This window comes from Pseudomonas sp. S8, assembly GCF_050473925.1.
GTDB classification, from domain to species: Bacteria; Pseudomonadota; Gammaproteobacteria; order Pseudomonadales; family Pseudomonadaceae; genus Aquipseudomonas; species Aquipseudomonas parakoreensis.
Window position 1 is genome coordinate 5,137,313 of record NZ_JBFDVZ010000016.1, and the last position, 25,130, is coordinate 5,162,442.

Below are 25,130 nucleotides of genomic sequence, written 5' to 3' on the forward strand. Positions count from 1 at the left end.
ATGTCTATGAGTCTGCCGCTTTTCCCGCTGAACACAGTGCTGTTTCCCGGCTGCAACCTTGACTTGCAGATCTTCGAGGCGCGCTACCTGGACATGATCGGCCGCTGCATGAAACAGGGTGGCGGCTTTGGTGTAGTGTGCATCCTCGACGGCCACGAAGTCGGCGTCGCGCCCGAAGGCTTTGCCCTGGTCGGCTGCGAGGCGCGGATCACCGATTTTCAGCAACAGGACAACGGCCTGCTCGGGATCCGCGTGCAGGGCGGCCGGCGTTTTCAGGTGTTGCGCACAGAGGTGCAGCGCGATCAGTTGATCCTCGCCGACGTCGAATGGCTGGACGATGAGCCGGAGCAACCGTTGCAGGACGAAGACGCCGATCTGGTGGCGCTGCTCAAGGCCTTGGCCGAGCACCCGATGGTCGAGGCGTTGAACATGGGTACCGAAGCGCTGGGGCAGCAGTCGCTGGCCAATCAGCTGGCGTATCTGCTGCCGTTCGCCGAAGAAGACAAGATCGACCTGCTGCAACTCGACGATCCGCAGCAGCGACTGGATGCGATCCAGGCGCTGCTTGATGAGCTTCAGGGTGAGCTGTTCGCCTGAGCGAAAAAGATCGCAGCCTGCGGCAGCTCCTACATGAGATTCATTTCATACCCGCATCGTGCGCATGTGAAATCAAAACCCTGTAGGAGCTGCCGCAGGCTGCGATCTTTTGCTTCTCAATAAGCGTAACGCAACATCGTGTCCGGCAAATGCCTCAGAACGAAAAGGCTGAACAGCACCAGCAGTGCCGGCAGAATCAGCCACCAGACCTTGAACGGCATGGCGTTGAGCGGCGCCTTGCGCTGACTCAGCCACAGTCCCGCCGCACACACGCATGCCGCCAGCATCGCACCCGCCAGAATATCTGTCGGCCAATGCGCGCCCAGATAGACTCGCGACAAAGCAATCGACAGCGCCGGAATGCAGCCGAGCAGCAGCCAGGTCAGACGCATGCGCGGCGGTTGTCCGCGACCGGCGAGAACCGCCAGCACCAGAAACAGCGCAAACGAACCGGAGGCATGGCCGCTGGGCATGCTGTAGCTGGTCAGTGGATCGGTCAGCACCTCCGGGCGGACCCGGGCGAAAAACTGTTTGGTGACGGTATTGAGGAGCGCGGTGCACAGCAGCACGCCACCGGCAAAGATTGCCTGGCGCCATTGCCGGCACAGCAGCAACAGACCGGTGAGCAGGGCGCTGAACATCAGCATGTTGCGGAATTCACCGATCAGGGTGAACGTCACCGCGATTTCATCGAGCATTGGCTGGCGATGCTCCTGCACCAGGGTCATCACGCCCTGATCGAGGGCGTGCAGGTACGGATAGCCAATAAACAGCCCGATCAGAATCAACAGGCTCATGCTGCTGATCCAGATCGTCGCCCGGCGATGCTGGCGCAAGCTGCTGTTGACGCTCAGGCCGACCATCACTGCGATACTGGCGGCGACGATGCCGGCCTGCAGCCAGAAACCTTCCGGCAGCGGCAAGCGGATCGCCGCGCCGGTGGCCCAGCCCGGCAGCAGGTAGGCGACGCTCCAGCCGGCCGCCGCCAGCAGGCTGACGGCGGCAAAACGTGCAAACGGCATGTCGCACATCCCGGCGACCATCGGCAGCATCGGCCGCAGCGGACCGATGAAGCGCCCGACCAGCAGACTGGCGATGCCGTAACGCTGGAAGTAGGTTTCAGCCCCGGCCATCCATTCCGGATGGTGGCGCAGACCCGGCAGGCGGCGGATGTTCTGGTGGAAATGGCGGCCCAGGTAATACGACACCGCATCGCCCAGAATCCCGCCGAGGAAGCCCAGCAGCAGGGTTTCACTCAACGACAGTGCACCGCTGCCGGCCAGTACGGCCACGGCAAACAACAGCACGGTGCCAGGCACGATTATTCCGGCAATGGCCAGACACTCCACGAATGCGACGATAAACACTGCAGCGGCCAGCCACTGCGGATTGGCCGCCAGCCATCCGGTTACGCTATCGAGCCATGGGCCCATACCAAAAAACTCCAAACCATTGATGATCCCTGTAGGAGCTGCCGCAGGCTGCGATCTTTTGATCTTTTAACAGCAAAGATCGCAGCCTGCGGCAGCTCCTACAGGGTTACGTGTTTACAACAGGAAATAATCGCGCCCTTCGACCTGACCCCGGCGCAACGGGTTCCGCGTGCACCACTGGGCATACGTGGCGTCGACGAAGCGGTACATCAGGTGTTCGTCGCGGCCCTGGGGGATGCCCAGGCGTGTGGTCTGAATGATCTGCGTCGGCGCCGGGCCGGTGTCTTCCACCAGCAGCAGTTCATGGTCGAAACGCTTGGCGTCCCACATCGGCACCTTCAAGCCCAGCGCCTTGCACAGCAACGTTTGGCCGGCGCACAGTTTTTGCGAAGGACGCGGGCGGCCTTGGGCATCGGGATTGTTCAACAGCATCTGCGCCAGGCTCGCCGGCCCGCTGACCTCATCGACCCACGGGTAGGCGGATTTGATCAGCACCGCATTGCCCGGCCCCTGAGCGCTGAAGTTCAGTGAATCGCCGCCACGGGCGTAATACATATAGATGTGCCCGCCATCCAGAAACAAAGCCTTACGCTTTTCCGTGTAACCGAGGGAGGCATGACTGCCTTTTTCCGCGCAGTAATAGGCTTCGGTTTCGATGATCCGCGCGCTGAGCCATAGATCGCCGACCCGGTGGCGGATGACTTTGCCGAGCAGATCGCGGGCCAGTACTTGCGCGTCACGGTCGAAAAAATTGTCCGGAAGGCCCAGTGGCAGGCGCTCGGCGGTGGCGCGAACGGTCAGGTTGGACATGGCAAACGGTGTTTATCCAGGCGAAGGAGGTCGTGATGATAACAATCCGCGGCTTAATTACGGCTGAACGTCGGCAAATTGCAGTCCATTTCGACCATCCGCCTGTCACCGCTGTTAGTCCCGGGACGCGACAGCTATAATCTGCCGCTTTCCTCTTTGCCAAGACCCCAACAGACCATGACTGAGTCCGTTCTTGACTACATGACCCGATTGGGTCGCGCCGCCCGCGAAGCTTCCCGGGTCATCGGCCGTGCCAGCTCCGCGCAGAAAAACCGCGCCTTGCAGGCTGCTGCCAATGCGCTGGACGCTGCTCGCGCCGAGCTGGCCGCAGCCAATGAACAGGATCTGGCCGCCGGTCGCGCCAATGGTCTGGAGCCAGCCTTGCTGGAACGTCTGGAACTGACTCCCGCGCGCATCGACGGGATGATCGTCGGCCTGCGCCAAGTGGCAGCACTGCCGGATCCGGTCGGTGCGATCCGTGACATGAGCTTCCGCCCGTCCGGCATTCAAGTCGGCAAGATGCGCGTGCCGCTGGGTGTGATCGGGATCATCTACGAATCCCGGCCCAACGTGACCATCGATGCCGCCAGCCTGTGCCTGAAGTCCGGTAACGCAACCATCCTGCGCGGTGGTTCCGAGGCGATTCATTCCAACCGGGCGATTGCCGCGTGCATCCAGCGCGGTCTGGCCGAGGCCGAATTGCCGGCAGCCGTGGTGCAAGTGGTCGAAACCACCGACCGCGCTGCCGTCGGCGCGATGATCACCATGCCCGAGTACGTCGACGTGATCGTGCCGCGCGGTGGCCGTGGCCTGATCGAGCGCATCAGCCGTGACGCCCGCGTGCCGGTGATCAAGCACCTGGACGGCATCTGCCACGTTTATGTCAGTGCCCACGCCGATCTGGCGAAAGCCCAGCGCATCGCCTTCAATGCCAAGACTTACCGTTATGGCATCTGTGGCGCGATGGAGACCCTGCTCGTCGATCAAAGTGTTGCCAAGGATTTCCTGCCGTCGATGGCAGCCCAGTTCCGCGAAAAAGGCGTCGAGCTGCGTGGCTGCGAGCGCACCCGGGCGATCATTGACGCGAATGCGGCCAGCGAGGACGACTGGAGTACTGAGTATCTGGCGCCGATCCTGTCGATCCGCGTGGTCGACGGACTGGACCAGGCCATTGACCACATCAACCATTACGGCTCGCATCACACCGACTCGATCGTCAGTGAAAACCTCGCCGACACCCGGCGTTTCGTCGCGGAAGTCGACTCGGCGTCGGTGATGATCAACACCCCGACGTGCTTCGCCGATGGATTCGAATACGGATTGGGTGCCGAGATCGGCATTTCTACTGATAAGCTGCACGCCCGCGGCCCGGTGGGCCTCGAAGGACTGACCTGCGAGAAGTACGTCGTGGTCGGTGATGGCCAGTTGCGCGGCCAGGCGACGGTCTGACTTGACCGACCTCGACTTGACAGCGCCGCTGCCTGACGGCGAACTCCGACCCCGGCGCATCGGCGTACTGGGCGGCACGTTCGACCCGGTGCACATCGGCCATTTGCGTGGTGCGCTGGAAGTCGCCGAAGCGCTGCTGCTCGACGAGCTGCGCATGATGCCCAGCGCCCGGCCGCCGCACCGCGATACGCCGCAAGTTTCGGCGCAGGATCGGTTGGCAATGGTTAAGTGCGCGGTGGCCGGAGTGCCGCCGCTGGTGGTGGACGCCCGCGAATTGCAGCGGGACAAGCCGTCTTACACCATTGATACCCTGGAGTTGATGCGTGCCGAAATGGCCGCCGAGACCCAGGTTTTTCTGCTTTTGGGCTGGGACGCATTTTGCGGCCTGCCCACTTGGCATCGCTGGGAAGAGTTGCTCCAGCATTGCCACATCCTGGTGCTACAGCGCCCGGACGCCGACAGCGAACCGCCGGATGCCTTGCGCAACCTGCTGGCAGCGCGTTCGGTGAGCGACCCGCTGGCCCTGAAAGGGCCGAGCGGACAGATTGCATTCGTCTGGCAGACACCGCTCGCGGTTTCCGCCACCCAGATCCGTCAACTGCTGGCCAGCGGTAAGTCGGTACGTTTCCTGGTGCCCGACGCGGTCCTGGCCTACATCGATGCGCACGGTCTGTACCGTGCGTCGAACTGAACAAGGCGTGCTTCACTGATACGAATCCACGTATCGCCAAGCCGCCGAATACATGAGCAAAACGAGTTTTATATGACCGACAAAGATGTAAGCAAAGTCAAGCGCAAAGGCACGTTCAAGAGCGCGCCGCTGCCGGAAGTCGCCAATACCAACGAGCCGCTCAAGGGCGACGAGCTGGTCAAGGTTGCCGTGGCAGCCCTGGAAGACGTCAAGGCACAAGACATCCAGATCATCGATGTGCGCGACAAGCAGAGCATCACCGACTACATGATCATCGCCACCGGTACGTCCAATCGCCAGATCAACGCGATGCTGGATAAGGTCCGTGAAGAAGTCAAAAAGCAGGGCGCCAAGCCGCTGGGCGAAGAAGGCAAGGGCGACAGCGACTGGGTGCTGCTCGACCTCGACCTGGTGATCGTGCACATGATGACTGCCTCGGCGCGTCAGTTCTACGACCTGGAGCGCCTGTGGGCCGGTGCCGAGCAAAGCCGTGCGGCAGACGCCAAGCACCACAGCCCGGAAAACACCCACGAGCATTTCACCAAGCTCAACAAAGACCAGCTGTAAGGGATTGCTGTGCGACTGCGACTGATCGCCGTCGGTTCACGCATGCCCAAGTGGGTGGAAGAAGGCTGGCATGAGTATGCCAAGCGTCTTCCGTCCGAGCTGGCGCTGGAACTGGTGGAAATTCCGCTCAATACCCGTGGCAAGAATGCCGACGTGGCCCGTTTCATCCGCCAGGAAGGCGAAGCCATGCTGGCCAAGGTCGGGCCGAACGAGCGGATCGTCACGCTGGAAGTGCACGGCAAGCCCTGGAGCACCGAGCAACTGGCGGTCGAACTCGACCGTTGGCGGCTGGATTCGCGCACGGTCAACTTCATGGTCGGCGGCCCCGAAGGGCTGGCGCCGGAAGTCTGCGCTCGCGCCGACCAGCGCTGGTCGTTGTCGCCGCTGACCTTGCCGCACCCGCTGGTGCGGATCCTGATCGGCGAACAGCTGTACCGTGCCTGGACCGTGCTGTCCGGTCACCCTTACCACAAGTAGTCCTGCCCTCATGTCTCAGCCGATCCGCATCAAGGACCACGAAAAGGACGCCCGCCTGGTGCGTAGCCGCGTCGTGTTCGGGGCTGTTGCGGTCATGCTGTTGATCGGCGTATTGATTGCGCGGCTGTACTACTTGCAGGTGATCCAGTACGAGTACCACTCGACACTCTCGGAAAACAACCGCGTCCATGTGCAGCCGATTCCGCCGACCCGTGGGTTGATCTTCGACCGCAACGGCGTGGTGGTGGCGGACAACCGTCCGAGCTTCAGCCTGAGCATGACCCGCGAGCGCTCCGGCGACTGGCAGCAAGTGCTCGACGTGATCGTCGAAGTGCTGCAGCTGACGCCCGAGGACCGGGTGATCTTCGAAAAACGCATGCGCCAGGGGCGCCGGCCGTTCGAGCCGGTGCCGATTCTGTTCGAGCTGACCGAAGAGCAGATCGCCCGGATCGCGGTGAACCAGTTCCGCCTGCCCGGGGTGGAAGTGGTCGCGCAGTTGGTGCGTCATTACCCGCAGGGCGCGCATTTTGCGCACTCGGTGGGTTACATGGGGCGGATCAACGAGAAAGAGCTGAAGACCCTCGACCCGGTCAATTACAGCGGCACCCACCACATCGGCAAGACCGGCATCGAGCGTTTCTACGAGCCGGAACTGCACGGGCAGGTGGGTTACGAGGAAGTCGAGACCAACGCCCGCGGCCGCGTGCTGCGCGTGCTCAAGCGGACCGATCCGATTCCCGGCAAGGACATCGTCCTGAGTCTGGACATCAAACTGCAGGAAGCGGCGGAAGCTGCACTGGGCGGGCGGCGCGGCGCGGTGGTGGCGCTCGATCCGAATACCGGCGAAGTACTGGCAATGGTCAGTCAGCCGAGTTTCGACCCGAACCTGTTCGTCACCGGCATCAGCTTCAAGGCTTATGCCGAGCTGCGCGACTCCATCGACCGGCCGCTGTTCAACCGGGTGCTGCGCGGTCTGTACCCGCCGGGGTCGACGATCAAGCCAGCGGTGGCGATTGCCGGTCTCGATGCCGGTGTCGTGACGGCGTCGAGCCGGGTGTTCGACCCCGGTTACTACATGCTGCCCAACTACGATCACAAGTACCGCAACTGGAACCGCACCGGTGACGGTTTCGTCGACCTCGACACGGCGATCATGCGTTCCAACGACACCTACTTCTATGACCTGGCGCACAAGCTGGGCATCGATCGGTTGTCGGCCTACATGAACAAGTTCGGCATCGGCCAGAAGGTCTCGCTGGACATGTTCGAAGAATCTCCCGGCCTGATGCCGTCCCGCGAGTGGAAGCGTGCGACGCGCAAACAGGCGTGGTTCCCGGGCGAAACCCTGATTCTGGGGATCGGCCAGGGCTACATGCAGTCCACACCCTTGCAACTGGCGCAGGCCACGGCGCTGGTGGCCAACAAAGGCATCTGGAACCGGCCGCACCTGGCCAAGACCATCGAAGGTGCCAAACCGGTAGATGAAAACCCGATGCCGGATATCGTTCTGCGCGATCCGTCGGACTGGACCAAGGTTAACCACGGCATGCAGCAAGTGATGCACGGCGCCAGAGGGACCGCGCGCAAGGCGGCAATCGGTGCGCAATACCGCATCGCCGGCAAGTCCGGTACCGCTCAGGTGGTCGCGATCAAGCAAGGTGAAAAATACGACCGTTCCAAGGTTCAGGAACGCCACCGCGACCACGCCTTGTTCGTCGGTTTCGCCCCGGCCGACAACCCGAAAATCGTGGTCTCGGTGATGGTCGAGAACGGTGAGTCCGGCTCCGGGGTCGCCGCGCCAGTGGTGCGTCAGGTCATGGACGCCTGGCTTCTGGACCAGGAGGGTCGATTGAAGGCCGAATACGCCGGTCCTATCAGTGCGGAGGCTACGGCCCGTGATGAATAATTTTGATCGCATGCTCTCCAGTGAGGATGTGATGCGTCGCCGGGCGACGCTGCTGCAACGTCTGCATATCGATGGCCCGCTGTTGATCCTGCTGCTGATCCTCGCCGCAGGCAGTCTGTTCGTGCTGTATTCGGCCAGTGGCAAGAGCTGGGATCTGCTGGGCAAACAAGCCACTTCGTTCGGCATCGGCCTGGTGTCGATGATCGTCATCGCCCAGTTCGAACCGCGGTTCATGGCCCGCTGGGTGCCGCTCGGTTATGTGGTCGGCGTGGTGCTGCTGATGGTGGTGGACATCATGGGCCACAACGCCATGGGCGCGACGCGCTGGATCAACATCCCCGGGGTGATCCGCTTCCAGCCCTCGGAGTTCATGAAGATCCTGATGCCGGCAACGATTGCCTGGTATCTGTCCAAGCGCACGCTGCCGCCGCAGCTCAAGCACGTCGGCATCAGCCTGATGTTGATCGGTGTGCCGTTCATTCTGATCGTGCGCCAGCCCGACCTCGGGACGTCGCTGCTGATTCTGGCCGGCGGCGCGTTCGTGCTGTTCATGGGCGGGCTGCGCTGGCGCTGGATCCTCAGCGTGCTGGCTGCGGCCGTGCCGGTGGCGATCGCCATGTGGTTCTTCATCATGCACGACTATCAGAAGCAGCGGATCCTCACGTTCCTCGACCCGGAAAGCGATCCGCTGGGCACTGGCTGGAACATCATCCAGTCGAAAGCCGCGATCGGTTCCGGCGGCGTGTTCGGCAAGGGCTGGCTGCTGGGCACCCAGTCGCACCTGGACTTTCTGCCGGAAAGCCACACCGACTTCATCATCGCCGTACTCGGCGAAGAGTTCGGTCTGGTCGGCATCTGCGCGCTGCTGCTGATCTATCTGTTGCTGATCGGTCGCGGCCTGGTGATTACCGCCCAGGCGCAGACGCTGTTCGGCAAATTGCTCGCCGGTGCGTTGACCATGACGTTTTTTGTTTATGTTTTCGTCAACATCGGTATGGTCAGTGGCCTGTTGCCGGTGGTGGGGGTGCCGTTGCCCTTCATTAGCTACGGAGGAACTTCGCTGGTGACACTGCTGTCAGCGTTTGGGGTTTTGATGTCGATTCATACGCATCGCAAGTGGATCGCACAGGTTTGAATAAGGTGAAGAGTTCAATGCAAGTCATGCGCAGCTGGGCGACTCGTTACGCGCCGTGGGTCGGCCTGGTCGGCATCCTTGGCGGCGTGCAGCAAGCGCTGGCCGGCGATTACGAAGGCTCGCCACAGGTGGCCGAATTCGTCGGCGAAATGACCCGCGACTACGGTTTTGCCGGTGAGCAACTGATGGCCGTGTTTCGCGAGGCCCAGCGCAAACAGGCGATTCTCGACGCCATCTCCAAGCCCGCCGAGCGGGTCAAGCAGTGGAAAGAATATCGCCCGATGTTCATCACCGACGCGCGCATCGCCCGTGGTGTGGACTTCTGGCGCCAGCACGAGGCCGTACTGGCCCGTGCCGAGCAGGAATACGGCGTACCGGCACAAGTCATCGTGTCGATCATCGGCGTCGAAACCTTTTTCGGACGTAATACCGGCAATTACCGGGTGATTGATGCGTTGTCCACGCTCGGATTCGACTATCCTCCCCGTGCCGAATTTTTCCGCAAGGAATTGCGTGAGTTCCTGCTGCTGGCCCGTGAAGAGCAGGTCGATCCATTGACCCTCAAGGGCTCGTACGCCGGAGCGATGGGCTTGCCGCAATTCATGCCGAGCAGCTTTCGCGCCTACGCGGTGGATTTTGACGGTGACGGTCACATCAATATCTGGACCAATCCGGACGATGCGATCGGCAGCGTGGCCAGCTATTTCAAGCGTCACGGCTGGGTCGCCGGGGAACCGGTGGTGAGCCGCGCTGACGTGCGCGGCGAGCAGGTCGACGAAGGTCTGACCACCGGCATCGAGCCGACGAAAACGGTCGGAGAGTTGCGGGCGCTGGGCTGGTCAAGTCATGATGCGCTGCGCGATGATATGCCGGTTACTGCATTTCGCCTCGAAGGCGACAACGGCCCTGAATACTGGATGGGCCTGAAGAATTTCTACGCGATCACGCGTTATAACCGCAGCGTGATGTACGCCATGGCCGTACATCAACTGTCTGAAGAGCTGGTAAAAGCACGGGGCGTCAAGTAATGCGGGCATTGCCTATCAATAAACCCCTGAAGCTGGTGGCATTCGCCGCGTTGGCGGTGCTGGTCGCCAGCTGTTCGACCAGCCGCGCGCCAACCCAGAAGACCTCGTCCACCGCCGTGCGTGCACAGCCGGGGCTGGACATCAACCGCGCGCACAAAGACGGCGCGCCGTGGTGGGATGTCGATGTTTCGCGCATCCCGGACGCCACGCCGACCCTGCACACCGGTCCGTACAAGGCCAACCCGTACACCGTGCTGGGCAAGACCTATTTCCCGTTGCAGGAATCCAAGACCTACGTCGCCTCGGGTACCGCTTCCTGGTACGGCACCAAGTTTCACGGGCAGAACACCGCCAACGGCGAAGTGTATGACCTGTACGGCATGAGTGCCGCCCACAAGACTCTGCCACTGCCCAGTTACGTACGGGTGACCAACCTGGACAACAACCGGAGCGTGATCCTGCGGGTCAACGATCGCGGGCCGTTCTATTCGGACCGGATCATCGACTTGTCCTACGCAGCCGCGAAGAAGCTCGGTTATGCCGAAATCGGCACCGCGCGGGTCAAGGTCGAGGGTATCGATCCGCAGCAATGGTGGGCCGCGAAGGGCCGTCCGGCGCCGCTGATGCTCAACGAGCCGCAAGTCGCGCAGAATAGCGCCCCGGTCATTACGGCTTCGGCCGGTACCATCGAGCAGTGGACGCCGCCGCCGCAGCAACATGCCTCTGATACTGTCCCTGTACAGATCAGCGCAAAAAAAAACGCTTCTGCACCAGCGTCTGGCCAGTATCTGCAGGTGGGCGCGTTCGCCAACCCGGACGCTGCAGAACTCCTGAGGTCGAAGCTCAGCGGGATGGTGAGCGCTCCGGTGTTCATCAGCTCGATCGTGCGCAATCAGCAGACCCTGCACCGGGTACGCCTGGGGCCGATCGGTTCGCCGGGTGAGATCGCCCAGGTGCAGAACAGTGTGCGCCTGGCCAATCTCGGCTCGCCGAGCGTGGTCACCGAGTAAGGAACGTAGCACTTGATTGACGGTTCACTTGCGGTTTTGGGGGGTGGACCAGGTTGTTGGCTCGTCGAAGAACAAAAGCCCGGCAAGGGTGACTGGAGTGAGCAACTGAACACGCGATGGCCCGTTAGAAGGCTGTCTGAATAGTTTTGCCTTCGGGCAAGTTTCCATTAGCGATTTCGAGAGACGGATGAACATCACCACCTTTGCCAAACGCCTGTGTCTGCTAGTCCCGCTGCTCCTCTCGCCAGCCGCCTTCGCGGCCGAGATGATGCCGTCGCCACCTCAACTGGCTGCAAAAGCCTACGTGCTCATGGACGCCAGCAGCGGCAACGTGCTGGTGGAGAACAACGGTGACCAGCGTCTGCCGCCGGCCAGCCTGACCAAACTGATGACCGCGTACATCGCTACGCTGGAAATCCGTCGCGGCCAGATCGGTGAGAACGACCCGGTGACCGTCAGCGAAAACGCCTGGCGTACCGGCGGTTCGCGGATGTTCATCAAAGTCGGCTCGCAAGTGACCGTCAGCGACCTGCTGCACGGCATCATCATTCAGTCCGGCAACGACGCCAGCGTGGCGCTGTCCGAGCACATCGCCGGCAGCGAAGACGCGTTCGCCGACCTGATGAACAAGACGGTCGCCGATCTGGGCATGACCAACTCGCACTTCATGAACCCGACCGGTCTGCCGAACCCTGAGCACTACTCGTCGGCCCACGACATGGCAATCCTGGCGCGCGCGATCATCCACGAAGACCCGGCTCACTACGCGATCTACTCGCAGAAAGAGTTCTTCTGGAACGGCATCAAGCAGCCTAACCGCAACCTGCTGCTGTGGCGCGACAAGACCGTTGACGGTCTGAAAACCGGTCACACCGACGAAGCCGGTTACTGCATGGTGTCCTCGGCTGTACGTGACGGCCAGCGTCTGATTGCTGTGGTGTTCGGTACCAACAGCGAAGTGGCTCGTGCTGCTGAAACCCAGAAGCTGCTGACCTACGGCTTCCGCTTCTTCGAAACCCAGACCTTCTATCAGAAGGGCACCGAACTGGCTCAGGCCCCGGTGTGGAAAGGCACCACCAGCCAGGTCAAGGCCGGCCTGGCTGAAGACCTGACCATGACCCTGCCAAAAGGCCAGCTGAAAAAGCTCGCTGCCAGCATGACCATGAACCCGCAACTGACCGCGCCAATCGCCAAGGGCGACGTGATCGGTAAAGTCGAAGTGAAACTGGACGACAAGGTGGTGCACAGCGCTGACCTGATCGCTCTGGACGCTGTCGAGGAGGGTGGTATCTTCCGCCGCATGTGGGATAGCATCCGTCTATTCTTCTACGGCTTGTTCAACTGATTTGTGTTGACCTGCATGGCCCCGCCCCGATCCGGTGCGGGGCCATGTGCGTTACCACGGCTTGCGCTCTAGAGGCCGTTACGCCATGACCGATACCGAAGTAAAGGCGCCAAAGATCGAATTTCCGCAAACTGATTATCCGATTAAGGTGATCAGCGATACGGGCGTCGGCAACAAAGACAAGATCATCGACATCGTCAAGAAACACGCGACCATCAATGATGAGCGCATCGACGAGCGTCAAAGCAGCAACGGCAAGTACACCACCATCCAGTTGCACATTGTCGCGACAGACCAGGATCAGCTGTACAACATCAACAGCGAGCTGCGGGCTTCCGGTTTCGTGCACATGGTGTTGTGATGCCGGGCACGCTGGGCTTTCGCGAACTTGGCCAGATGGCTTACGAGCCGGTCTGGCATGCCATGCAACGCTTCACCAACGAACGCGGCAGCAATGCCGCCGACGAAATCTGGCTGGTCGAGCACCCACCGGTGTTCACCCAGGGCCAGGCCGGCAAGGCCGAACACCTGCTGCTGCCGGGTGATATCCCGGTAGTACAGGTCGATCGCGGCGGGCAGGTGACTTATCATGGTCCGGGCCAGTTGGTCGCCTACCTGTTGCTGGATGTGCGCAAGCTGGGTTTCGGCGTACGTGATCTGGTCACGCGCATGGAACAGTGCCTGATCGAACTGCTGGCCAGCTACGGCGTCACCGCCGCCGCCAAGCCAGATGCTCCCGGCGTCTACGTCGACGGAGCGAAAATCGCTTCTCTGGGTTTGCGGATTCGCCACGGTTGCTCCTTTCATGGCCTGGCCTTGAACGTGGATATGAACCTGGAACCGTTTCGACGGATTAATCCCTGCGGCTATGCCGGGCTGGCGATGACCCAGCTGAGCGATCACGCAGGATCGATTGAATTTGCCGAGGTAAGTGCCCGGCTGCGCGCGCAGCTCGTCAAACACCTCGACTATGCTGAGCAGACGACCCTGACGGGCGGAATCGACTGATATGACTACTGATGCAGTGCAAACCATGATCCCGACGCTCGACGTGACCGAGCGCCCGGCCCCGCGTCCCAAGGTTGAAGCCGGCGTCAAGCTGCGCGGCGCCGAGAAGGTTGCACGCATCCCGGTAAAGATCATTCCGACCACCGAACTGCCGAAGAAGCCCGACTGGATTCGCGTACGCATCCCGGTTTCGCCGGAAGTCGACCGGATCAAGAGCCTGCTGCGCAAACACAAATTGCACAGCGTCTGTGAAGAAGCGTCCTGCCCGAACCTGGGCGAGTGCTTCTCCGGCGGCACCGCGACCTTCATGATCATGGGTGACATCTGCACCCGTCGTTGCCCGTTCTGCGACGTGGGTCATGGTCGTCCGAAGCCACTGGACGTCAACGAGCCGGAAAGCCTGGCCATCGCCATCGCCGACCTGAAGCTCAAGTACGTGGTGATCACCTCGGTTGACCGCGACGACCTGCGTGACGGCGGTGCCCAGCACTTTGCCGACTGCATCCGCGAAATCCGCAAGCTGTCGCCGAACGTGCAGCTGGAAACCCTGGTCCCGGACTACCGTGGCCGCATGGACATCGCCCTGGAAATCACTGCCGCCGAGCCGCCGGATGTGTTCAACCACAACCTGGAAACCGTGCCGCGCCTGTACAAGGCTGCACGTCCGGGTTCGGACTACCAGTGGTCTTTGACCCTGCTGCAGCGTTTCAAGCAGATGATGCCGCACATTCCGACCAAATCCGGCCTGATGCTGGGTCTGGGCGAGACCGACGAAGAAGTCATCGAAGTCATGAAGCGCATGCGCGAACACGACATCGACATGCTGACCCTCGGGCAGTACCTGCAACCGTCGCGCAGCCACTTGCCGGTGCAGCGTTTCGTGCACCCGGACACCTTCGCCTGGTTCGCCGAAGAAGGCTACAAAATGGGCTTCAAGAACGTTGCTTCCGGCCCGCTGGTACGTTCCTCGTATCACGCCGACGAGCAGGCGAAACTGGTCAAGGCCGAGCTGCTCGGTTCCTGATCCGGCGCTGAAGGCTTCACAAAATACCCGCTTCGGCGGGTATTTTTGTTTGGGTCTGCCGCGCACTCTTTTGTTTGTCTCTGGACCTGACTACTGTGTCTGCAAGACTTCACACAGGGAGACCCATGGATGACCGTTCGACCGACCCACAGCCTTTTTCCGCATAAACCCGTACCGGCGCTGCCGTCCGAAGGGCTGATCGGCCTGATCGCGCCCGCCGGCCCCGGTGCGCTGGACACGGAAAAGGCTGTGCAGTGGATGCGCGCCCGCGGATATGCGCTGAAAGTGTTCCCCGGTGTCTACGAGAAGGACGGCTATCTGGCCGGCAGCGATGACGTACGCCTCAACGACCTGCATGCCGCTTTCGCCGATCCCGAAGTCGACGCGATCATCTGCCTGCGCGGCGGCTACGGTACGCCGCGCCTGCTGGACCGGATCGATTACGATCTGCTGAGTCGTCACGCCAAGCCGTTTGTCGGCTACAGCGACATCACCGCGCTGCATCTGGCAATCAGTCGCTACGCCGGGTTCGTGACCTTCCACGGCCCGCTGCTCAACGCCGATTTGCTGGGCGACAAGGAGCCGCCGACTGTCACTTCATTCTTTGCGATGCTGCGCGGTCAGTTGAAGGCGGGGAGTGTGTTGAGCCATCCGGTGGCTTATCCCTTGACCACCGTCGAACCGGGCATCGCGCACGGGCGTTTGCTCGGCGGTAATCTGGCGATGATCGCCGCAACGCTGGGCACACCGTATGAGATTGATGTCGAGGGCGTGATTCTGCTGATCGAGGACGTCAACGAGCCGCTGTACCGCATCGACCGTTTGCTCACGCAGATGCGTCTGGCCGGCAAACTGGCCCGATTGCGCGGGGTGCTGGTCGGTGATGTGGCCGGGGTCGATATCGATGCGTTGAACCGCCTGCTCAAGCAAACGTTTGAGCCGTTGCGGATTCCGGTGCTGTCGGGGTGGCGCAGCGGGCATTGTGATCCGAACCTGACGCTGCCGATGGGGGCGCTGGTTCGCTTGGACGCAGGGAAGAAGGAATTGATGCTGGAGCAGGATGTGGTCACCCGATAATGCTCGGGTGACGCAAAAAGATCGCAGCCTTCGGCAGCTCCTACATTGGATTAGTGTTTACCCTGTAGGAGCTGCCGAAGGCTGCGATCTTTTGATTTTGCTTTATTGAGTACGCAGGCTCTCAAGCAACTTATGCGTCGGATACCCGTCCGCCGGCCAGCCAAACGCCTGCTGGGCACTGCGGATCGCCTTGCGCGTATTGGCGCCGATAATCCCGTCAGCCGTGCCTGCATCGTAATTACGCGCGCTCAGCAGGGTCTGCAATTCGATACGCTCGGTGCGGCTCAGTGGCAGGTCATCTTTCGGCCACGTGCCGTTGATCAGGCCAGCGCCATTGAAGCGCTCGGACAACAGGCTCACCGCCAGTGCATAGGATGACGAGTTGTTGTACTTGAGGATCGCCCGGAAGTTGTCGAGGATCAGAAACGCCGGGCCACGATAACCGGCGGGTAGCAGCAGGGCGGCGGACAACTGTTCCGAGCCGGCCGGTGCCTGACTGCCATTGGGCAGGCTCACGCCCAGTTGACGCCATTCGGCGACAGTTTTGCGAATCGCGCCATCGGCCAGGGTGTAGTTGAAGCTGTTCGGCAATTGCACTTCGAAGCCCCACGGTTGACCACGCTGCCAGCCGGAGCTTTGCAGGTAGTGCGCGGTGGAGGCCAGTGCATCGGCCGGGCTGCCCCAGATGTCGCGGCGACCGTCACCGTCGAAATCCACCGCGTGGGTATTGTAGGTGGTCGGAATGAACTGGGTCTGGCCCATCGCACCGGCCCACGAGCCCAGCATCTTCTCTGGAGTGATATCGCCCTGTTGCAGGATCTGCAGCGCCGCAATCAGTTGCGCATGGGCAAAGCCCGGACGACGACCTTCGTAGGCCAGGGTCGCCAGCGAGTTGATCACTGACTTGGTGCCCTGGAACTGGCCGAAATTGCTTTCCATGCCCCACACCGACACCAGTGCCTGACGATCGACGCCATATCGCTGTTCGATGCTTTGCAGGATGTCGGCGTACTGACTGATCAGCGCTTGGCCCTTGCGCACTCGCAATGGCGAGAGGGCGCCGTCGAGGTATTCCCACACCGGACGTGAGAATTCCGGCTGGCTGCGGTCGGCCTTGATCACGCTGGCATCGAAGCTGACATTGGCAAACGCGCGATCGAACAGCTCGGCGCGGATCCCGGCCGCCAAGGCATCCTTGCGGAAACCGGCCTGCCATTCGGCAAAGGTCTGGGTGGGCTGAAGATCAAGAGGGTCAGCGGACGGCACTACCGGCGGAATGATTGCCGGGGCTGTTGCGACAGGGGCGGCTTGGAGAGGTTGCGCATCGGCGGCGGTAGGTTTTTCCGCGCAGGCGACAAGCAGAATGAAGCTGGAGGCAGCGATCAGTTGGCGAACGGGCCAACGACGGGAAAGACGAAAGGGCATGCACGGTTCCAGGGGATACGATTCAGGTACAGACCTTAACATGACCGGGGGGCACTGCGCTTCAGGCAGCCAGAAAGTAAGAAGCCTCCCAGCTGTCAGACTGGAAGGCTTCGCGGCGGTAGCTGCCTTTACCCTTGGTCGGTCGTTCCTGGCGGCTGCGGAACAGGGGTTGGGCGATGATGGATTTGGCCTTGTTCGGGCCATGTTTCGATGGCTTTTTGCTCATGAGGGTTCTCTCGAGTGAGTGGTTTTGCGGAGGAAATAATCTGCCGATGTTGGACGTCTGTCCAGTCCCTGATAGGTAGGAGTGTTCTCACGCTTTCGCGAGCAGGCTCGCTCCCACATTTGGAATGCATTTCAATGTGGGAGCGAGCCTGCTCGCAAAGGGTCGTTTGCGGTATGACAGATTATTCGGCGGGCAGCGAAAGGCGTTGGCCCGCCATCAACAACGCCAATCGGCTCAGGCTCATCCATGGCGAACCAGCGGCCTGACCCTTGATTTGCGCATCAATGCGCTGGGCCTCCAGCAGCAACTGCGCCCAGCGTGGCGCCGAGTAGCGTTGCAGGGCTTTGCTCATCAGCGGTTTGCGTTTGTCCCAGACTGGCGGTTTCGCCTGACTGAAACACTTGTCCAGCGGCGTGCCCTGGCTGTACTGCAGCGAGATATTGGCCAGCAGGCGCAACTCCCGTGCCAGAGCCCAGAGAATCACCGGTGGCTCGACGCCTTCACCGCGCAGGCCCTCGAGCATGCGCAAGGCGTGGGCCGGTTCGCCGTTGAGTACGGCATCGGTCAGGCCGAACACGTCGAAGCGCGCACTGTCGGCCACCGCGGCCTGCACGGTTTCGACGGTGATCTGCCCACCTTCGGCCATCAACTTGAGCTTTTCGATTTCCTGCGCGGCGGCGAGCAGGTTGCCCTCCACGCGTGCGGCAATCAGTTCGACCGCATCCTGACTGGCCGATAACCCGGCCTGGGAGAGGCGCTGACGAATCCAGCTCGGCAGCTGATTGGCATCCACCGGCCAGATCTGAATGAACTGGGTCTGCTGACCTTCGACCAGCGCCTTGCCCCACTTGGTCTTCTGCGCGCTGCCATCGAGCTTGGGCAAGCTGATCAGCAGCACGGTGTCTTCAGCGGGGCGTGAGCAGTATTCGATCAGTGCGGCAGCGCCCTTGTCACCGGGCTTGCCCGAAGGCAGGCGCAGTTCCAGCAGGCGTTTTTCGGCGAACAGCGACATGCTGGCGCCGGCCTGCAACAAGGTCCCCCAATCGAAATTGGCGTCGGCGGCGAACACCTGGCGTTCGTCGAAACCTTGTTGGCGGGCAGCACTGCGGATGGCGTCGGCGGCTTCCTGACACAACAGCGGGTCATCGCCGCTGATGATATAGACGGGCGCGAGCGCGCCTTGCAGGTGTTTGCCGAGTTGAGCGGGAGCGAGCTTCATAAGAGGGCGAACGGGGCGCTTCAGCGCCCCGTACGTCTTACTGCTGCGGCAGTTCGAGCGGCGACTGACGCGGGGTTTCCGCTTCAGCCTTCTGTGCCGCCTTCAGTGCATCGGCTTCGGCCCGGGCACGGTCGTTGGCCGCTTGCTGCAATTGCTGCAGTTGGCCCGGCGTCAGCTGTTGCAGGCGCAGCATCATGCGCTGAACCAGTTCGCGACGGGTTTCGCGACGGGCATCGTTGGCTTCCTGATCGGAGCCGACGAGGTTGTTGCCGTCGTGAATGAACACTTTCTGCACTTCAAGCTTGTCGCTCAGCAGGTTCAGATTGTGTTCGCCTACGATGTCGTAGTTCAGCACGGTGGTCACTTGGTACTCACCCGTACGACCGGCGCCGGCGTAGCTGAGGATGCGCTGGTTTTCCTGTTCGTCAGCCAGATACAGCTTGTACGGTGCACCGTTGTAAACCTTGACGCCGCTGGACTCCAGCACCTGACGCAGTTGGGTGACGGTCTCGCCATAAGCGTTACGGGCGCTCAGGTCGAGCTCCTTGATCGTCAGTTCATTGGTGCCGGTACCACGCAGCTGGAAACCGCAGGCGCTCAGCAGAACGGCGAGGCCCATCACCAGCAGATTGCGTTTGATCATTGTGTTGCTCCCCTTGAAACCATGTGGGCCGACCCTGCGGCCCGAAAGGTTTTACAGTGCGCCAGGCGAACCTGGCGCCCAATCCAATTTAGCTGGCGACGATGTTGACCAGTTTCCCTGGTACAACGATCACTTTGCGAATGGTCAGACCGTCGACGAAACGCAGCACGTTTTCGTTGGCACGGGCAGCCGCTTCGACTTCTTCGCGGGTGGCGCTGGCCGGCATTTCGATCTGGCCACGCAGCTTGCCGTTCACTTGAATGACCAGTTGCAGGCTGTCCTGTACCAGTGCGTTTTCATCGACCGCAGGCCAGCCCGCATCGATCACCGGGTCAGCGTGGCCCAGTTGCTTCCACAGCTCATGGCTGATGTGTGGCGTGATCGGAGCCAGCAGCAGCGTCACGGCTTCCAGGCCTTCGTGAATCAGCGCGCGGTCCTGTTCGGTGCCTTGCGCGGCTTTTTCCAGCACGTTCATCAGCGTCATCACCTGAGCGATGGCGGTGTTGAATTTGTGGTTCTGGCCGACGTCATGGCTGGCCTGTTTGATGGCCAGGTGGATGGCGCGGCGCACGGCTTTCTGCTCGTCGTTCAGGCCGGCGATGTCCAGCTTGCCCGGCAGGCCCTGAGTGACGTGGGTCTGCGCCAGGCGCCAGACGCGCTTGAGGAAACGGTGCGAGCCTTCAACGCCGGAGTCCGACCATTCGGCGCTCATGTCGGGCGGCGAGGCGAACATCATGAACAGGCGGCAGGTGTCGGCGCCGAACTGGTCGATCATCGACTGGGGGTCGACGCCGTTGTTCTTCGACTTGGCCATTTTCTCGGTGCCACCGATTTCCACCGGCAAGCCGTCGGATTTCAGTTTGGCGCTGATGACCTTGGCTTTGCTGTCGCGCTCCAGTTCCACGTCCGCCGGGTTGAACCAGGTGTAGGCACCGTTGGCTTCGCGACGATAGTAAGTCTCGGCGATTACCATGCCCTGGGTCAGCAGGTTCTTGAACGGCTCGTTGGAGCTGACCAGACCTTCGTCACGCATCAGCTTGTGGAAGAAGCGTGCGTACAGCAGGTGGAGAATGGCGTGTTCGATACCGCCGATGTACTGATCCACCGGCAACCAGTGGTCGGCTGCGGATTTTTCCACCAGGCCACCTTCAAAGTGCGGCGAGGCGTAACGGGCGTAGTACCACGAGGACTCGACGAAGGTGTCCATGGTGTCGGTTTCACGCTTGGCAGGCTGGCCGCATTTCGGGCAGCTGCACTCGTAGAATTCCGGCATGCGCGCCAGCGGCGAACCGGCGCCGTCCGGCACCACGTCTTCTGGCAGGACCACCGGCAACTGGTCTTCCGGCACCGGCACGTCACCGCACGTGGCGCAGTGGATGATCGGGATCGGGCAGCCCCAATAGCGCTGACGGCTGATGCCCCAGTCGCGCAGGCGGAACTGGGTGCGCGAGGCGCCGAGGTTTTTCTTGATCAGGGCGACTTCCATGGCGTCGAAGGCGCCGGTGAAGTCCAGGCCGTCGAACTCGCCGGAGTTGATCAGCGTGCCGTGCTCGCCGTAGGCGTCTTGCCACGGAGCCGGGTTGGTGTCGCCGGAGCTGGTGCGCACCACCGATTTCACCGGCAGGTTGTACTTGTGGGCGAATTCGAAATCGCGCTCGTCGTGCGCCGGGACCGCCATCACGGCGCCGTCGCCGTAATGCATCAACACGTAGTTGGCGACCCATACCGGGAGTTTTTCACCGGTCAGCGGGTGCTCGACGAACAGGCCGGTCGGCAGGCCTTTCTTCTCTTGAGTGGCGACATCGGCTTCAGCGACGCTGCCGCCCTTGCATTCGGCGATGAACGCTTGCAGCTCAGGATTGTTCTGCGCGGCCTGGGTGGCCAGCGGGTGCTCGGCTGCCACGGCAACGTAGGTCGCGCCCATCAGGGTGTCCGGACGGGTGGTGAAGACCTTGAGGGTGCCTGCTTCGCCGATCGAGTCGACGTTGTACGGGAACTGCACTTCCATGCCGCGGGACTTGCCGATCCAGTTGCGCTGCATGGTCTTGACCTGTTCCGGCCAGCCAGTCAGTTCGTCGAGGCTCTCCAGCAGCTCATCCGCGTAGGCGGTGATCTTGAAGTAGTACATCGGGATTTCGCGCTTCTCGATCAGCGCGCCGGAGCGCCAGCCGCGACCGTCGATCACCTGTTCGTTGGCCAGCACGGTCTGGTCGACCGGGTCCCAGTTCACGGTGCCGTTCTTGCGGTAGATCACGCCTTTTTCGAACAGGCGGGTGAACAGCCATTGTTCCCAGCGGTAGTAGTCCGGCTTGCAGGTGGTCACTTCACGGGACCAGTCCACCGCCAGGCCCAGGCTGCGCAGCTGGGATTTCATGTAGGCGATGTTTTCGTAGGTCCACTTGGCGGGCGCCACGTTGTTTTTCATCGCGGCGTTTTCCGCCGGCATGCCGAAGGCGTCCCAACCCATCGGTTGCAGAACGTTCTTGCCTTGCATGCGCTGGTAGCGGGAGATCACGTCGCCGATGGTGTAGTTGCGCACGTGCCCCATGTGTAGCTTGCCGCTGGGGTAAGGGAACATCGACAGGCAGTAGTAGGTTTCCTTGCCTGGCTGTTCACTGACTTCAAAGGACTTTTGCTCGTCCCAGAACGACTGGGCGGCGGCTTCGATTTCACGGGGCTGATATTGTTCGTGCATGGCTACTTTTGTACTGGATAGGGGTGGCCTAATCCTCTTCAACGCGCCCTCCGGGGGATGCTCCGGACAGGCTGGAAGTGGAATGACAGGAAGCGCCGTAGCATACATGACCGCGCTTGGCCTAGGGAAACCCTGATTACAGCTGTCTGGCCCCGGAAAACCGTGGCGAGGGCCGTTGGTCGCGGCGTTCAGCCGGTTTGTGCAGCGAAGCTAAGCTCTTATTGGGGAGTGAGTCTTATCTTCAATGAGGTGAGGGATGGTGGAGCAACGGCAAAAAAACGTGACGAAACCCGAGTTGTACGAACGGTTGATGGATCGTCTGGGCATGGCGCTCGACGCTGCAAAAACCGCTGGCCGGCTGCGCGATGAGCGCCCCGTGGAACTGGAATTGCGTGGCTTGAGCCCCGCCGAGTTCAAACTGGTCAAGGCCTATCTGGATCGCAGTGAGCGTGAAGCGCATGGATACCTGTCGCAGGCAGTGAAACAGCTCGATGCAGCACATTCAGCCAAGGTCATCTGGCTCAAGGACAAGGCGCCCGGCAGAGACACCGTCAAGGTTCGTTCTGTACAGGCCAAGTAAACGCATGGCAGGTCAAATAACGGATCTTTTCCAACAGGATCCTGCCTATCGGTTGTAACGCATCATTAACACTCTTAGGCTTCGGGCATCTCTGGAGATGCCCCGATGCCTTTTCGTTACTTCATCAAACAACTTCTGTTGCCGCCCGGCATTCTCTTGCTGCTGTTGCTGATCGCCTGGTGGCTGCGCCGTTCCCGGCCGCGACTGGCAGGCCTGTGTTTTGCCATTGGGCTGGGTGGTTTCTGGCTGATGAGCCTGCCGGTGGTCGTGCAGTGGGGCGCCAAGGCACTGGAACGTGAGCCGCCGCTGCCCCGTGATGCCTGGTCAATCCTGGCGCAGCGGGCCGATGCCATTGTTGTGCTGGGTTCCGGGCGCGAGCGCGGTGATCTGGCCTGGGGTGAGGATCAGCCGACTGGCGTGGGGCTGGAGCGTCAGCGCTATGCGGCGCGACTGGCCAAGGCCTCCGGGCTGCCGATTCTGACCAGCGGTGGCTTGCATTACGGCACGCCACCGACCGAGGCGAAGCTGATGGCCGATTCGCTGCGCGATGACTTCGGCGTGACCACGCGCTGGCAGGAAGGCGAGAGTCGCACAACCTGGGAAAACGCCAAATTCAGCGCCGACATCTTGCTGCCCCAAGGCATAAAACGCGTGGTCGTGGTCACCCAGGCCTGGCATATGCCGCGCGCCGTGTGGTGTTTCCAGCAGGCAGGATTTGAAGTGGTACCGGCGCCCGTAGGGTTTCTCGGGACCGATAATGCGCGACCGTTTGGTGGCTGGCTGCCGGAATTCAAGTCGATCTGGCAGAGCGGGCAATTGCTGAATGAGGCGGTGGGGCAGGTGGGGTATTCGTTGTTTTACCGCTAAGAGCACTGTTTTGAGAGGGCTTCCGTGGCGAGGGGATTTATCCCCGATGGGTGGCGAAGCCGCCCCAAAACCTGCATCTCGGTCTTTCAGGTAAATCGAGTGCAATGGATTTGCGATGACTGCGTCATCGATCGGGGATAAATCCCCTCACCACAGTGTTTATGGACTGCTTTTAAAGGGTCTTCGACATCCGGCTTGCCATCAGCGCCCAGCCAAACAGCAGCACACAGACGACGATCAGCGGCCACGAGCGCCATTGCAGGTACGGCGTCAGGTTGTGCATCGGCACCACTTCGCCATACAGAATGCCCTGCTCGAACTGCGGGATCTGCTCGGTGATTTGCCCGAACGGGTTGATCAGTCCGGTCACGCCATTGTTCGTAGCACGGATCATCCAGCGGCCCGCTTCAAGTGCGCGCATCTGCGCCATTTGCAGGTGCTGCAACGGGCCAATCGAGGTGCCGAACCAGGTGTCGTTGCTGATCGTCAGCAGCAAGTCGCTGCGTGCCGACAGACCTGCAGCGAACTCCGGGTACACCACTTCGTAGCAGATGAATGGCGCAATCTGATAACCCTTGGCTTGCAGCAGCGGCTGATCCGCCGGACCGCGAGCGAAGTCGGACATCGGCAAGTCAAAGAACGCGATCAAGCCGCGCAGCAGATCCTGCAACGGCACGTATTCGCCGAACGGCACCAATTTCTGCTTGAGGTAGGTACCATCGCCTTCGCCGACCACGGTAATGCCGTTGAAGAAGCGTTTTTCGTGACGAACCGTCTCGCGGATCGGTACGCCGGTGATCAACGCCGATTTACGCTCGGCGGCGAAGTTACCCATCATGTTCAGGTAGCCCTCGGCGGACTCCTTGAGCACCGGCACCGCGGTTTCCGGCCAGATCAGCAGGTCCACCGGTTTGGAGCGGAAACTCAGGTCGCGGTACAGCGCCAGTTGCGCATTGAGCTGCGCCGGGTCCCACTTCATGCTTTGTTCGACGTTGCCCTGAATCGCGGCAACGCTCAGTGCCGGACCCGACGGACTGGTCCAGGCGTGGCCCTTGAGCGCAATGCCCGCCACCCATGGCCCGACCAGCAACACCAGGCCAGCCGCGATAAAGCCCTTGCGACCGGATTGCAACAAGCGGGGCGCGTTGTAGATCAGCGCTGCAGTCAGCGCCAGAACGAACGATACCAGCCACATGCCGCCGACCGGCGCGAGCCCGGCCAACGGGCCATCGAGCTGGCTGTAGCCGGAGTAGAGCCACGGGAAACCGGTGAGGAACCAGCCACGAAAGGCTTCCTGGCCGACCCACAGCGCGGCAAACGCCAGTGCATCGGCCAGCGGTGCTTCATTGCGGCGCAACCAGCGCGCCCAGACCCAGGCGGGCAGGGCGAAGAAGAACGCGATCGCTGCGGTGAACAGCAGCATCAGGAACCCGGCCAGCAGCACCGATGCGCCACCGAAATGGTGGATGCTGTAGTAGATCCAGCTGGTGCCGGCACCGAACAGTCCGAAACCGAAGCACCAGCCACGGCCCAGCGCCTGACGCGGTTTCAGCTCACGCAGGCCGGCGTAGAACAGGCCGACCGCGAGCAAAGCCAGCGGCCAGATGTTGAACGGGGCCAGGGCGAGGGTAGTGATTGCACCGGCCGCCACGGCCAGCAGGTTACCGGGCCAGCCGGGGCGGGTTGTCCAGCGCAGGGGGTATGTCATCAGCTATTTCCTGTATCGCGCCGGGTCTGCTGTTACGCAGGGCAAGGCGCGAGGAGTGAAGTTTGGTTTTTCAAATGAACGACGAGCAACGCAGCCCTGCGTAACAGCAGGCCCGGCCCTCCGGGTTACGCCTGAAAGCGGGCCATGCTGCGTTGCAGTCCTTGGAAAGGGAATGCCAGTCCCTGCGGACTGCGCCTTGCCTGGCCCGCT

At 61.5% G+C, this 25,130-nt stretch carries 24 protein-coding genes; 16 read left to right on the forward strand and 8 right to left on the reverse strand.

The annotated features are described in order from the left end of the window. The first annotated feature begins 6 nt into the window (after nucleotides 1-6). Nucleotides 7-597 (forward strand): LON peptidase substrate-binding domain-containing protein, encoded by a 591-nt coding sequence (locus tag AB1J88_RS24345; protein ID WP_007960613.1) that lies wholly within the window; start codon nucleotides 7-9, stop codon nucleotides 595-597. Between the two features lie 116 nt (nucleotides 598-713). Here AB1J88_RS24345 and AB1J88_RS24350 read toward each other — a convergent pair whose 3' ends face one another. Together AB1J88_RS24350 and AB1J88_RS24355 are read right to left on the reverse strand one after the other, a co-directional pair. Then, entirely contained in the window at nucleotides 714-2,030 is a 1,317-nt protein-coding gene (locus AB1J88_RS24350) for a bifunctional DedA family/phosphatase PAP2 family protein (protein WP_222018199.1), read from the reverse strand. Between the two features lie 114 nt (nucleotides 2,031-2,144). Further along, nucleotides 2,145-2,840: a DNA-3-methyladenine glycosylase gene (locus AB1J88_RS24355; RefSeq protein WP_041064983.1), complete on the reverse strand. Its 696-nt coding sequence runs from the start codon at nucleotides 2,838-2,840 to the stop codon at nucleotides 2,145-2,147. Nucleotides 2,841-3,017: 177 nt separating this feature from the next. Here AB1J88_RS24355 and AB1J88_RS24360 point away from each other — a divergent pair, with 177 nt between their 5' ends. The 13 genes from AB1J88_RS24360 (at nucleotide 3,018) to AB1J88_RS24420 (ending at nucleotide 15,557) form a co-directional block, all read left to right on the forward strand. After that, nucleotides 3,018-4,289 carry a glutamate-5-semialdehyde dehydrogenase gene (locus AB1J88_RS24360; RefSeq protein ID WP_430292133.1) on the forward strand — a complete coding sequence of 424 codons (1,272 nt, stop codon included), beginning with the start codon at nucleotides 3,018-3,020 and terminating at the stop codon, nucleotides 4,287-4,289. After that, nucleotides 4,258-4,980 carry a nicotinate-nucleotide adenylyltransferase gene (nadD, locus tag AB1J88_RS24365; protein ID WP_430292134.1) on the forward strand — a complete coding sequence of 241 codons (723 nt, stop codon included), beginning with the start codon at nucleotides 4,258-4,260 and terminating at the stop codon, nucleotides 4,978-4,980. Before AB1J88_RS24360 ends, nadD begins: the two co-directional genes overlap by 32 nt. 72 nt (nucleotides 4,981-5,052) lie before the next feature. Next, nucleotides 5,053-5,547 (forward strand): ribosome silencing factor, encoded by a 495-nt coding sequence (rsfS, locus tag AB1J88_RS24370; protein WP_007960601.1) that lies wholly within the window; start codon nucleotides 5,053-5,055, stop codon nucleotides 5,545-5,547. Nucleotides 5,548-5,556: 9 nt separating this feature from the next. After that, a complete protein-coding gene (gene rlmH, locus AB1J88_RS24375; RefSeq protein ID WP_003185785.1) occupies nucleotides 5,557-6,024 on the forward strand; it encodes a 23S rRNA (pseudouridine(1915)-N(3))-methyltransferase RlmH in 468 nt (155 codons plus the stop codon). Nucleotides 6,025-6,034: 10 nt separating this feature from the next. After that, a complete protein-coding gene (gene mrdA, locus AB1J88_RS24380) occupies nucleotides 6,035-7,930 on the forward strand; it encodes a penicillin-binding protein 2 (RefSeq protein ID WP_041064994.1) in 1,896 nt (631 codons plus the stop codon). Nucleotides 7,931-7,961: 31 nt separating this feature from the next. Further along, the gene (rodA, locus tag AB1J88_RS24385) at nucleotides 7,962-9,065 is read left to right on the forward strand and encodes a rod shape-determining protein RodA (protein ID WP_047296919.1); all 1,104 of its coding nucleotides are present in this window, start codon (nucleotides 7,962-7,964) and stop codon (nucleotides 9,063-9,065) included. 17 nt (nucleotides 9,066-9,082) lie between these two features. Continuing rightward, nucleotides 9,083-10,093, forward strand: a complete 1,011-nt coding sequence (gene mltB / locus AB1J88_RS24390; RefSeq protein WP_041064999.1) for a lytic murein transglycosylase B — start codon at nucleotides 9,083-9,085, stop codon at nucleotides 10,091-10,093. Continuing rightward, nucleotides 10,093-11,103, forward strand: a complete 1,011-nt coding sequence (locus tag AB1J88_RS24395; protein ID WP_041065003.1) for a septal ring lytic transglycosylase RlpA family protein — start codon at nucleotides 10,093-10,095, stop codon at nucleotides 11,101-11,103. Before mltB ends, AB1J88_RS24395 begins: the two co-directional genes overlap by 1 nt. Nucleotides 11,104-11,290: 187 nt before the next feature. Beyond that, complete coding sequence (locus AB1J88_RS24400; protein ID WP_003228546.1) at nucleotides 11,291-12,448, forward strand: D-alanyl-D-alanine carboxypeptidase family protein; 1,158 nt, start codon at nucleotides 11,291-11,293, stop codon at nucleotides 12,446-12,448. 85 nt (nucleotides 12,449-12,533) lie between these two features. After that, nucleotides 12,534-12,809: a DUF493 domain-containing protein gene (locus AB1J88_RS24405; RefSeq protein ID WP_027612895.1), complete on the forward strand. Its 276-nt coding sequence runs from the start codon at nucleotides 12,534-12,536 to the stop codon at nucleotides 12,807-12,809. Then, nucleotides 12,809-13,456 carry a lipoyl(octanoyl) transferase LipB gene (lipB, locus tag AB1J88_RS24410; RefSeq protein ID WP_025108695.1) on the forward strand — a complete coding sequence of 216 codons (648 nt, stop codon included), beginning with the start codon at nucleotides 12,809-12,811 and terminating at the stop codon, nucleotides 13,454-13,456. Before AB1J88_RS24405 ends, lipB begins: the two co-directional genes overlap by 1 nt. A 25-nt stretch (nucleotides 13,457-13,481) precedes the next feature. After that, nucleotides 13,482-14,480, forward strand: coding sequence for a lipoyl synthase (gene lipA / locus AB1J88_RS24415; RefSeq protein ID WP_160768663.1), 999 nt, complete (start codon nucleotides 13,482-13,484; stop codon nucleotides 14,478-14,480). Between the two features lie 129 nt (nucleotides 14,481-14,609). After that, a complete protein-coding gene (locus AB1J88_RS24420) occupies nucleotides 14,610-15,557 on the forward strand; it encodes a S66 peptidase family protein (RefSeq protein WP_086793056.1) in 948 nt (315 codons plus the stop codon). A 102-nt stretch (nucleotides 15,558-15,659) separates the two neighbouring features. On the opposite strand, the gene AB1J88_RS24425 is transcribed toward AB1J88_RS24420, so the two are convergent. The 5 genes from AB1J88_RS24425 to leuS form a co-directional block, all read right to left on the reverse strand. Beyond that, on the reverse strand, nucleotides 15,660-16,982 hold the full coding sequence (locus AB1J88_RS24425; protein ID WP_430292135.1) for a lytic murein transglycosylase: 1,323 nt from the start codon (nucleotides 16,980-16,982) through the stop codon (nucleotides 15,660-15,662). A 61-nt stretch (nucleotides 16,983-17,043) separates the two neighbouring features. Beyond that, entirely contained in the window at nucleotides 17,044-17,208 is a 165-nt protein-coding gene (arfA, locus tag AB1J88_RS24430) for an alternative ribosome rescue factor ArfA (protein WP_003228536.1), read from the reverse strand. Between the two features lie 181 nt (nucleotides 17,209-17,389). Further along, a complete protein-coding gene (holA, locus tag AB1J88_RS24435; protein WP_025108700.1) occupies nucleotides 17,390-18,427 on the reverse strand; it encodes a DNA polymerase III subunit delta in 1,038 nt (345 codons plus the stop codon). A gap of 37 nt (nucleotides 18,428-18,464) precedes the next feature. Further along, nucleotides 18,465-19,070, reverse strand: coding sequence for an LPS assembly lipoprotein LptE (gene lptE, locus AB1J88_RS24440; RefSeq protein WP_430292136.1), 606 nt, complete (start codon nucleotides 19,068-19,070; stop codon nucleotides 18,465-18,467). A gap of 88 nt (nucleotides 19,071-19,158) precedes the next feature. Then, complete coding sequence (gene leuS / locus AB1J88_RS24445) at nucleotides 19,159-21,765, reverse strand: leucine--tRNA ligase (RefSeq protein ID WP_095668224.1); 2,607 nt, start codon at nucleotides 21,763-21,765, stop codon at nucleotides 19,159-19,161. A 256-nt stretch (nucleotides 21,766-22,021) separates the two neighbouring features. On the opposite strand from leuS, the gene AB1J88_RS24450 reads away from it, so the two are divergent. Together AB1J88_RS24450 and AB1J88_RS24455 are read left to right on the forward strand one after the other, a co-directional pair. After that, nucleotides 22,022-22,345 (forward strand): hypothetical protein, encoded by a 324-nt coding sequence (locus AB1J88_RS24450; protein ID WP_041065025.1) that lies wholly within the window; start codon nucleotides 22,022-22,024, stop codon nucleotides 22,343-22,345. 105 nt (nucleotides 22,346-22,450) lie between these two features. After that, a complete protein-coding gene (locus AB1J88_RS24455; protein WP_086793050.1) occupies nucleotides 22,451-23,212 on the forward strand; it encodes a YdcF family protein in 762 nt (253 codons plus the stop codon). 172 nt (nucleotides 23,213-23,384) lie between these two features. On the opposite strand, the gene lnt is transcribed toward AB1J88_RS24455, so the two are convergent. Beyond that, entirely contained in the window at nucleotides 23,385-24,908 is a 1,524-nt protein-coding gene (gene lnt / locus AB1J88_RS24460) for an apolipoprotein N-acyltransferase (protein WP_430292715.1), read from the reverse strand. Nucleotides 24,909-25,130: the final 222 nt, after the last annotated feature.

Excerpts from the sequence above, each read along its gene's own strand:
- leuS (WP_095668224.1), bottom strand. The coding sequence starts at position 21,765 with ATGCACGAACAATATCAGCCCCGTGAAATCGAAGCCGCCGCCCAGTCG.
- AB1J88_RS24360 (WP_430292133.1), top strand. The coding sequence starts at position 3,018 with ATGACTGAGTCCGTTCTTGACTACATGACCCGATTGGGTCGCGCCGCC.
- rsfS (WP_007960601.1), top strand. The coding sequence starts at position 5,053 with ATGACCGACAAAGATGTAAGCAAAGTCAAGCGCAAAGGCACGTTCAAG.
- lipA (WP_160768663.1), top strand. The coding sequence starts at position 13,482 with ATGATCCCGACGCTCGACGTGACCGAGCGCCCGGCCCCGCGTCCCAAG.
- AB1J88_RS24355 (WP_041064983.1), bottom strand. The coding sequence starts at position 2,840 with ATGTCCAACCTGACCGTTCGCGCCACCGCCGAGCGCCTGCCACTGGGC.
- mltB (WP_041064999.1), top strand. The coding sequence starts at position 9,083 with ATGCAAGTCATGCGCAGCTGGGCGACTCGTTACGCGCCGTGGGTCGGC.
- lptE (WP_430292136.1), bottom strand. The coding sequence starts at position 19,070 with ATGATCAAACGCAATCTGCTGGTGATGGGCCTCGCCGTTCTGCTGAGC.
- AB1J88_RS24405 (WP_027612895.1), top strand. The coding sequence starts at position 12,534 with ATGACCGATACCGAAGTAAAGGCGCCAAAGATCGAATTTCCGCAAACT.
- AB1J88_RS24425 (WP_430292135.1), bottom strand. The coding sequence starts at position 16,982 with ATGCCCTTTCGTCTTTCCCGTCGTTGGCCCGTTCGCCAACTGATCGCT.
- arfA (WP_003228536.1), bottom strand. The coding sequence starts at position 17,208 with ATGAGCAAAAAGCCATCGAAACATGGCCCGAACAAGGCCAAATCCATC.
- AB1J88_RS24455 (WP_086793050.1), top strand. The coding sequence starts at position 22,451 with ATGCCTTTTCGTTACTTCATCAAACAACTTCTGTTGCCGCCCGGCATT.
- AB1J88_RS24350 (WP_222018199.1), bottom strand. The coding sequence starts at position 2,030 with ATGGGCCCATGGCTCGATAGCGTAACCGGATGGCTGGCGGCCAATCCG.
- AB1J88_RS24420 (WP_086793056.1), top strand. The coding sequence starts at position 14,610 with ATGACCGTTCGACCGACCCACAGCCTTTTTCCGCATAAACCCGTACCG.
- AB1J88_RS24395 (WP_041065003.1), top strand. The coding sequence starts at position 10,093 with ATGCGGGCATTGCCTATCAATAAACCCCTGAAGCTGGTGGCATTCGCC.
- lipB (WP_025108695.1), top strand. The coding sequence starts at position 12,809 with ATGCCGGGCACGCTGGGCTTTCGCGAACTTGGCCAGATGGCTTACGAG.
- AB1J88_RS24450 (WP_041065025.1), top strand. The coding sequence starts at position 22,022 with ATGGTGGAGCAACGGCAAAAAAACGTGACGAAACCCGAGTTGTACGAA.
- mrdA (WP_041064994.1), top strand. The coding sequence starts at position 6,035 with ATGTCTCAGCCGATCCGCATCAAGGACCACGAAAAGGACGCCCGCCTG.
- AB1J88_RS24345 (WP_007960613.1), top strand. The coding sequence starts at position 7 with ATGAGTCTGCCGCTTTTCCCGCTGAACACAGTGCTGTTTCCCGGCTGC.
- AB1J88_RS24400 (WP_003228546.1), top strand. The coding sequence starts at position 11,291 with ATGAACATCACCACCTTTGCCAAACGCCTGTGTCTGCTAGTCCCGCTG.
- holA (WP_025108700.1), bottom strand. The coding sequence starts at position 18,427 with ATGAAGCTCGCTCCCGCTCAACTCGGCAAACACCTGCAAGGCGCGCTC.
- rodA (WP_047296919.1), top strand. The coding sequence starts at position 7,962 with ATGCGTCGCCGGGCGACGCTGCTGCAACGTCTGCATATCGATGGCCCG.
- nadD (WP_430292134.1), top strand. The coding sequence starts at position 4,258 with ATGGCCAGTTGCGCGGCCAGGCGACGGTCTGACTTGACCGACCTCGAC.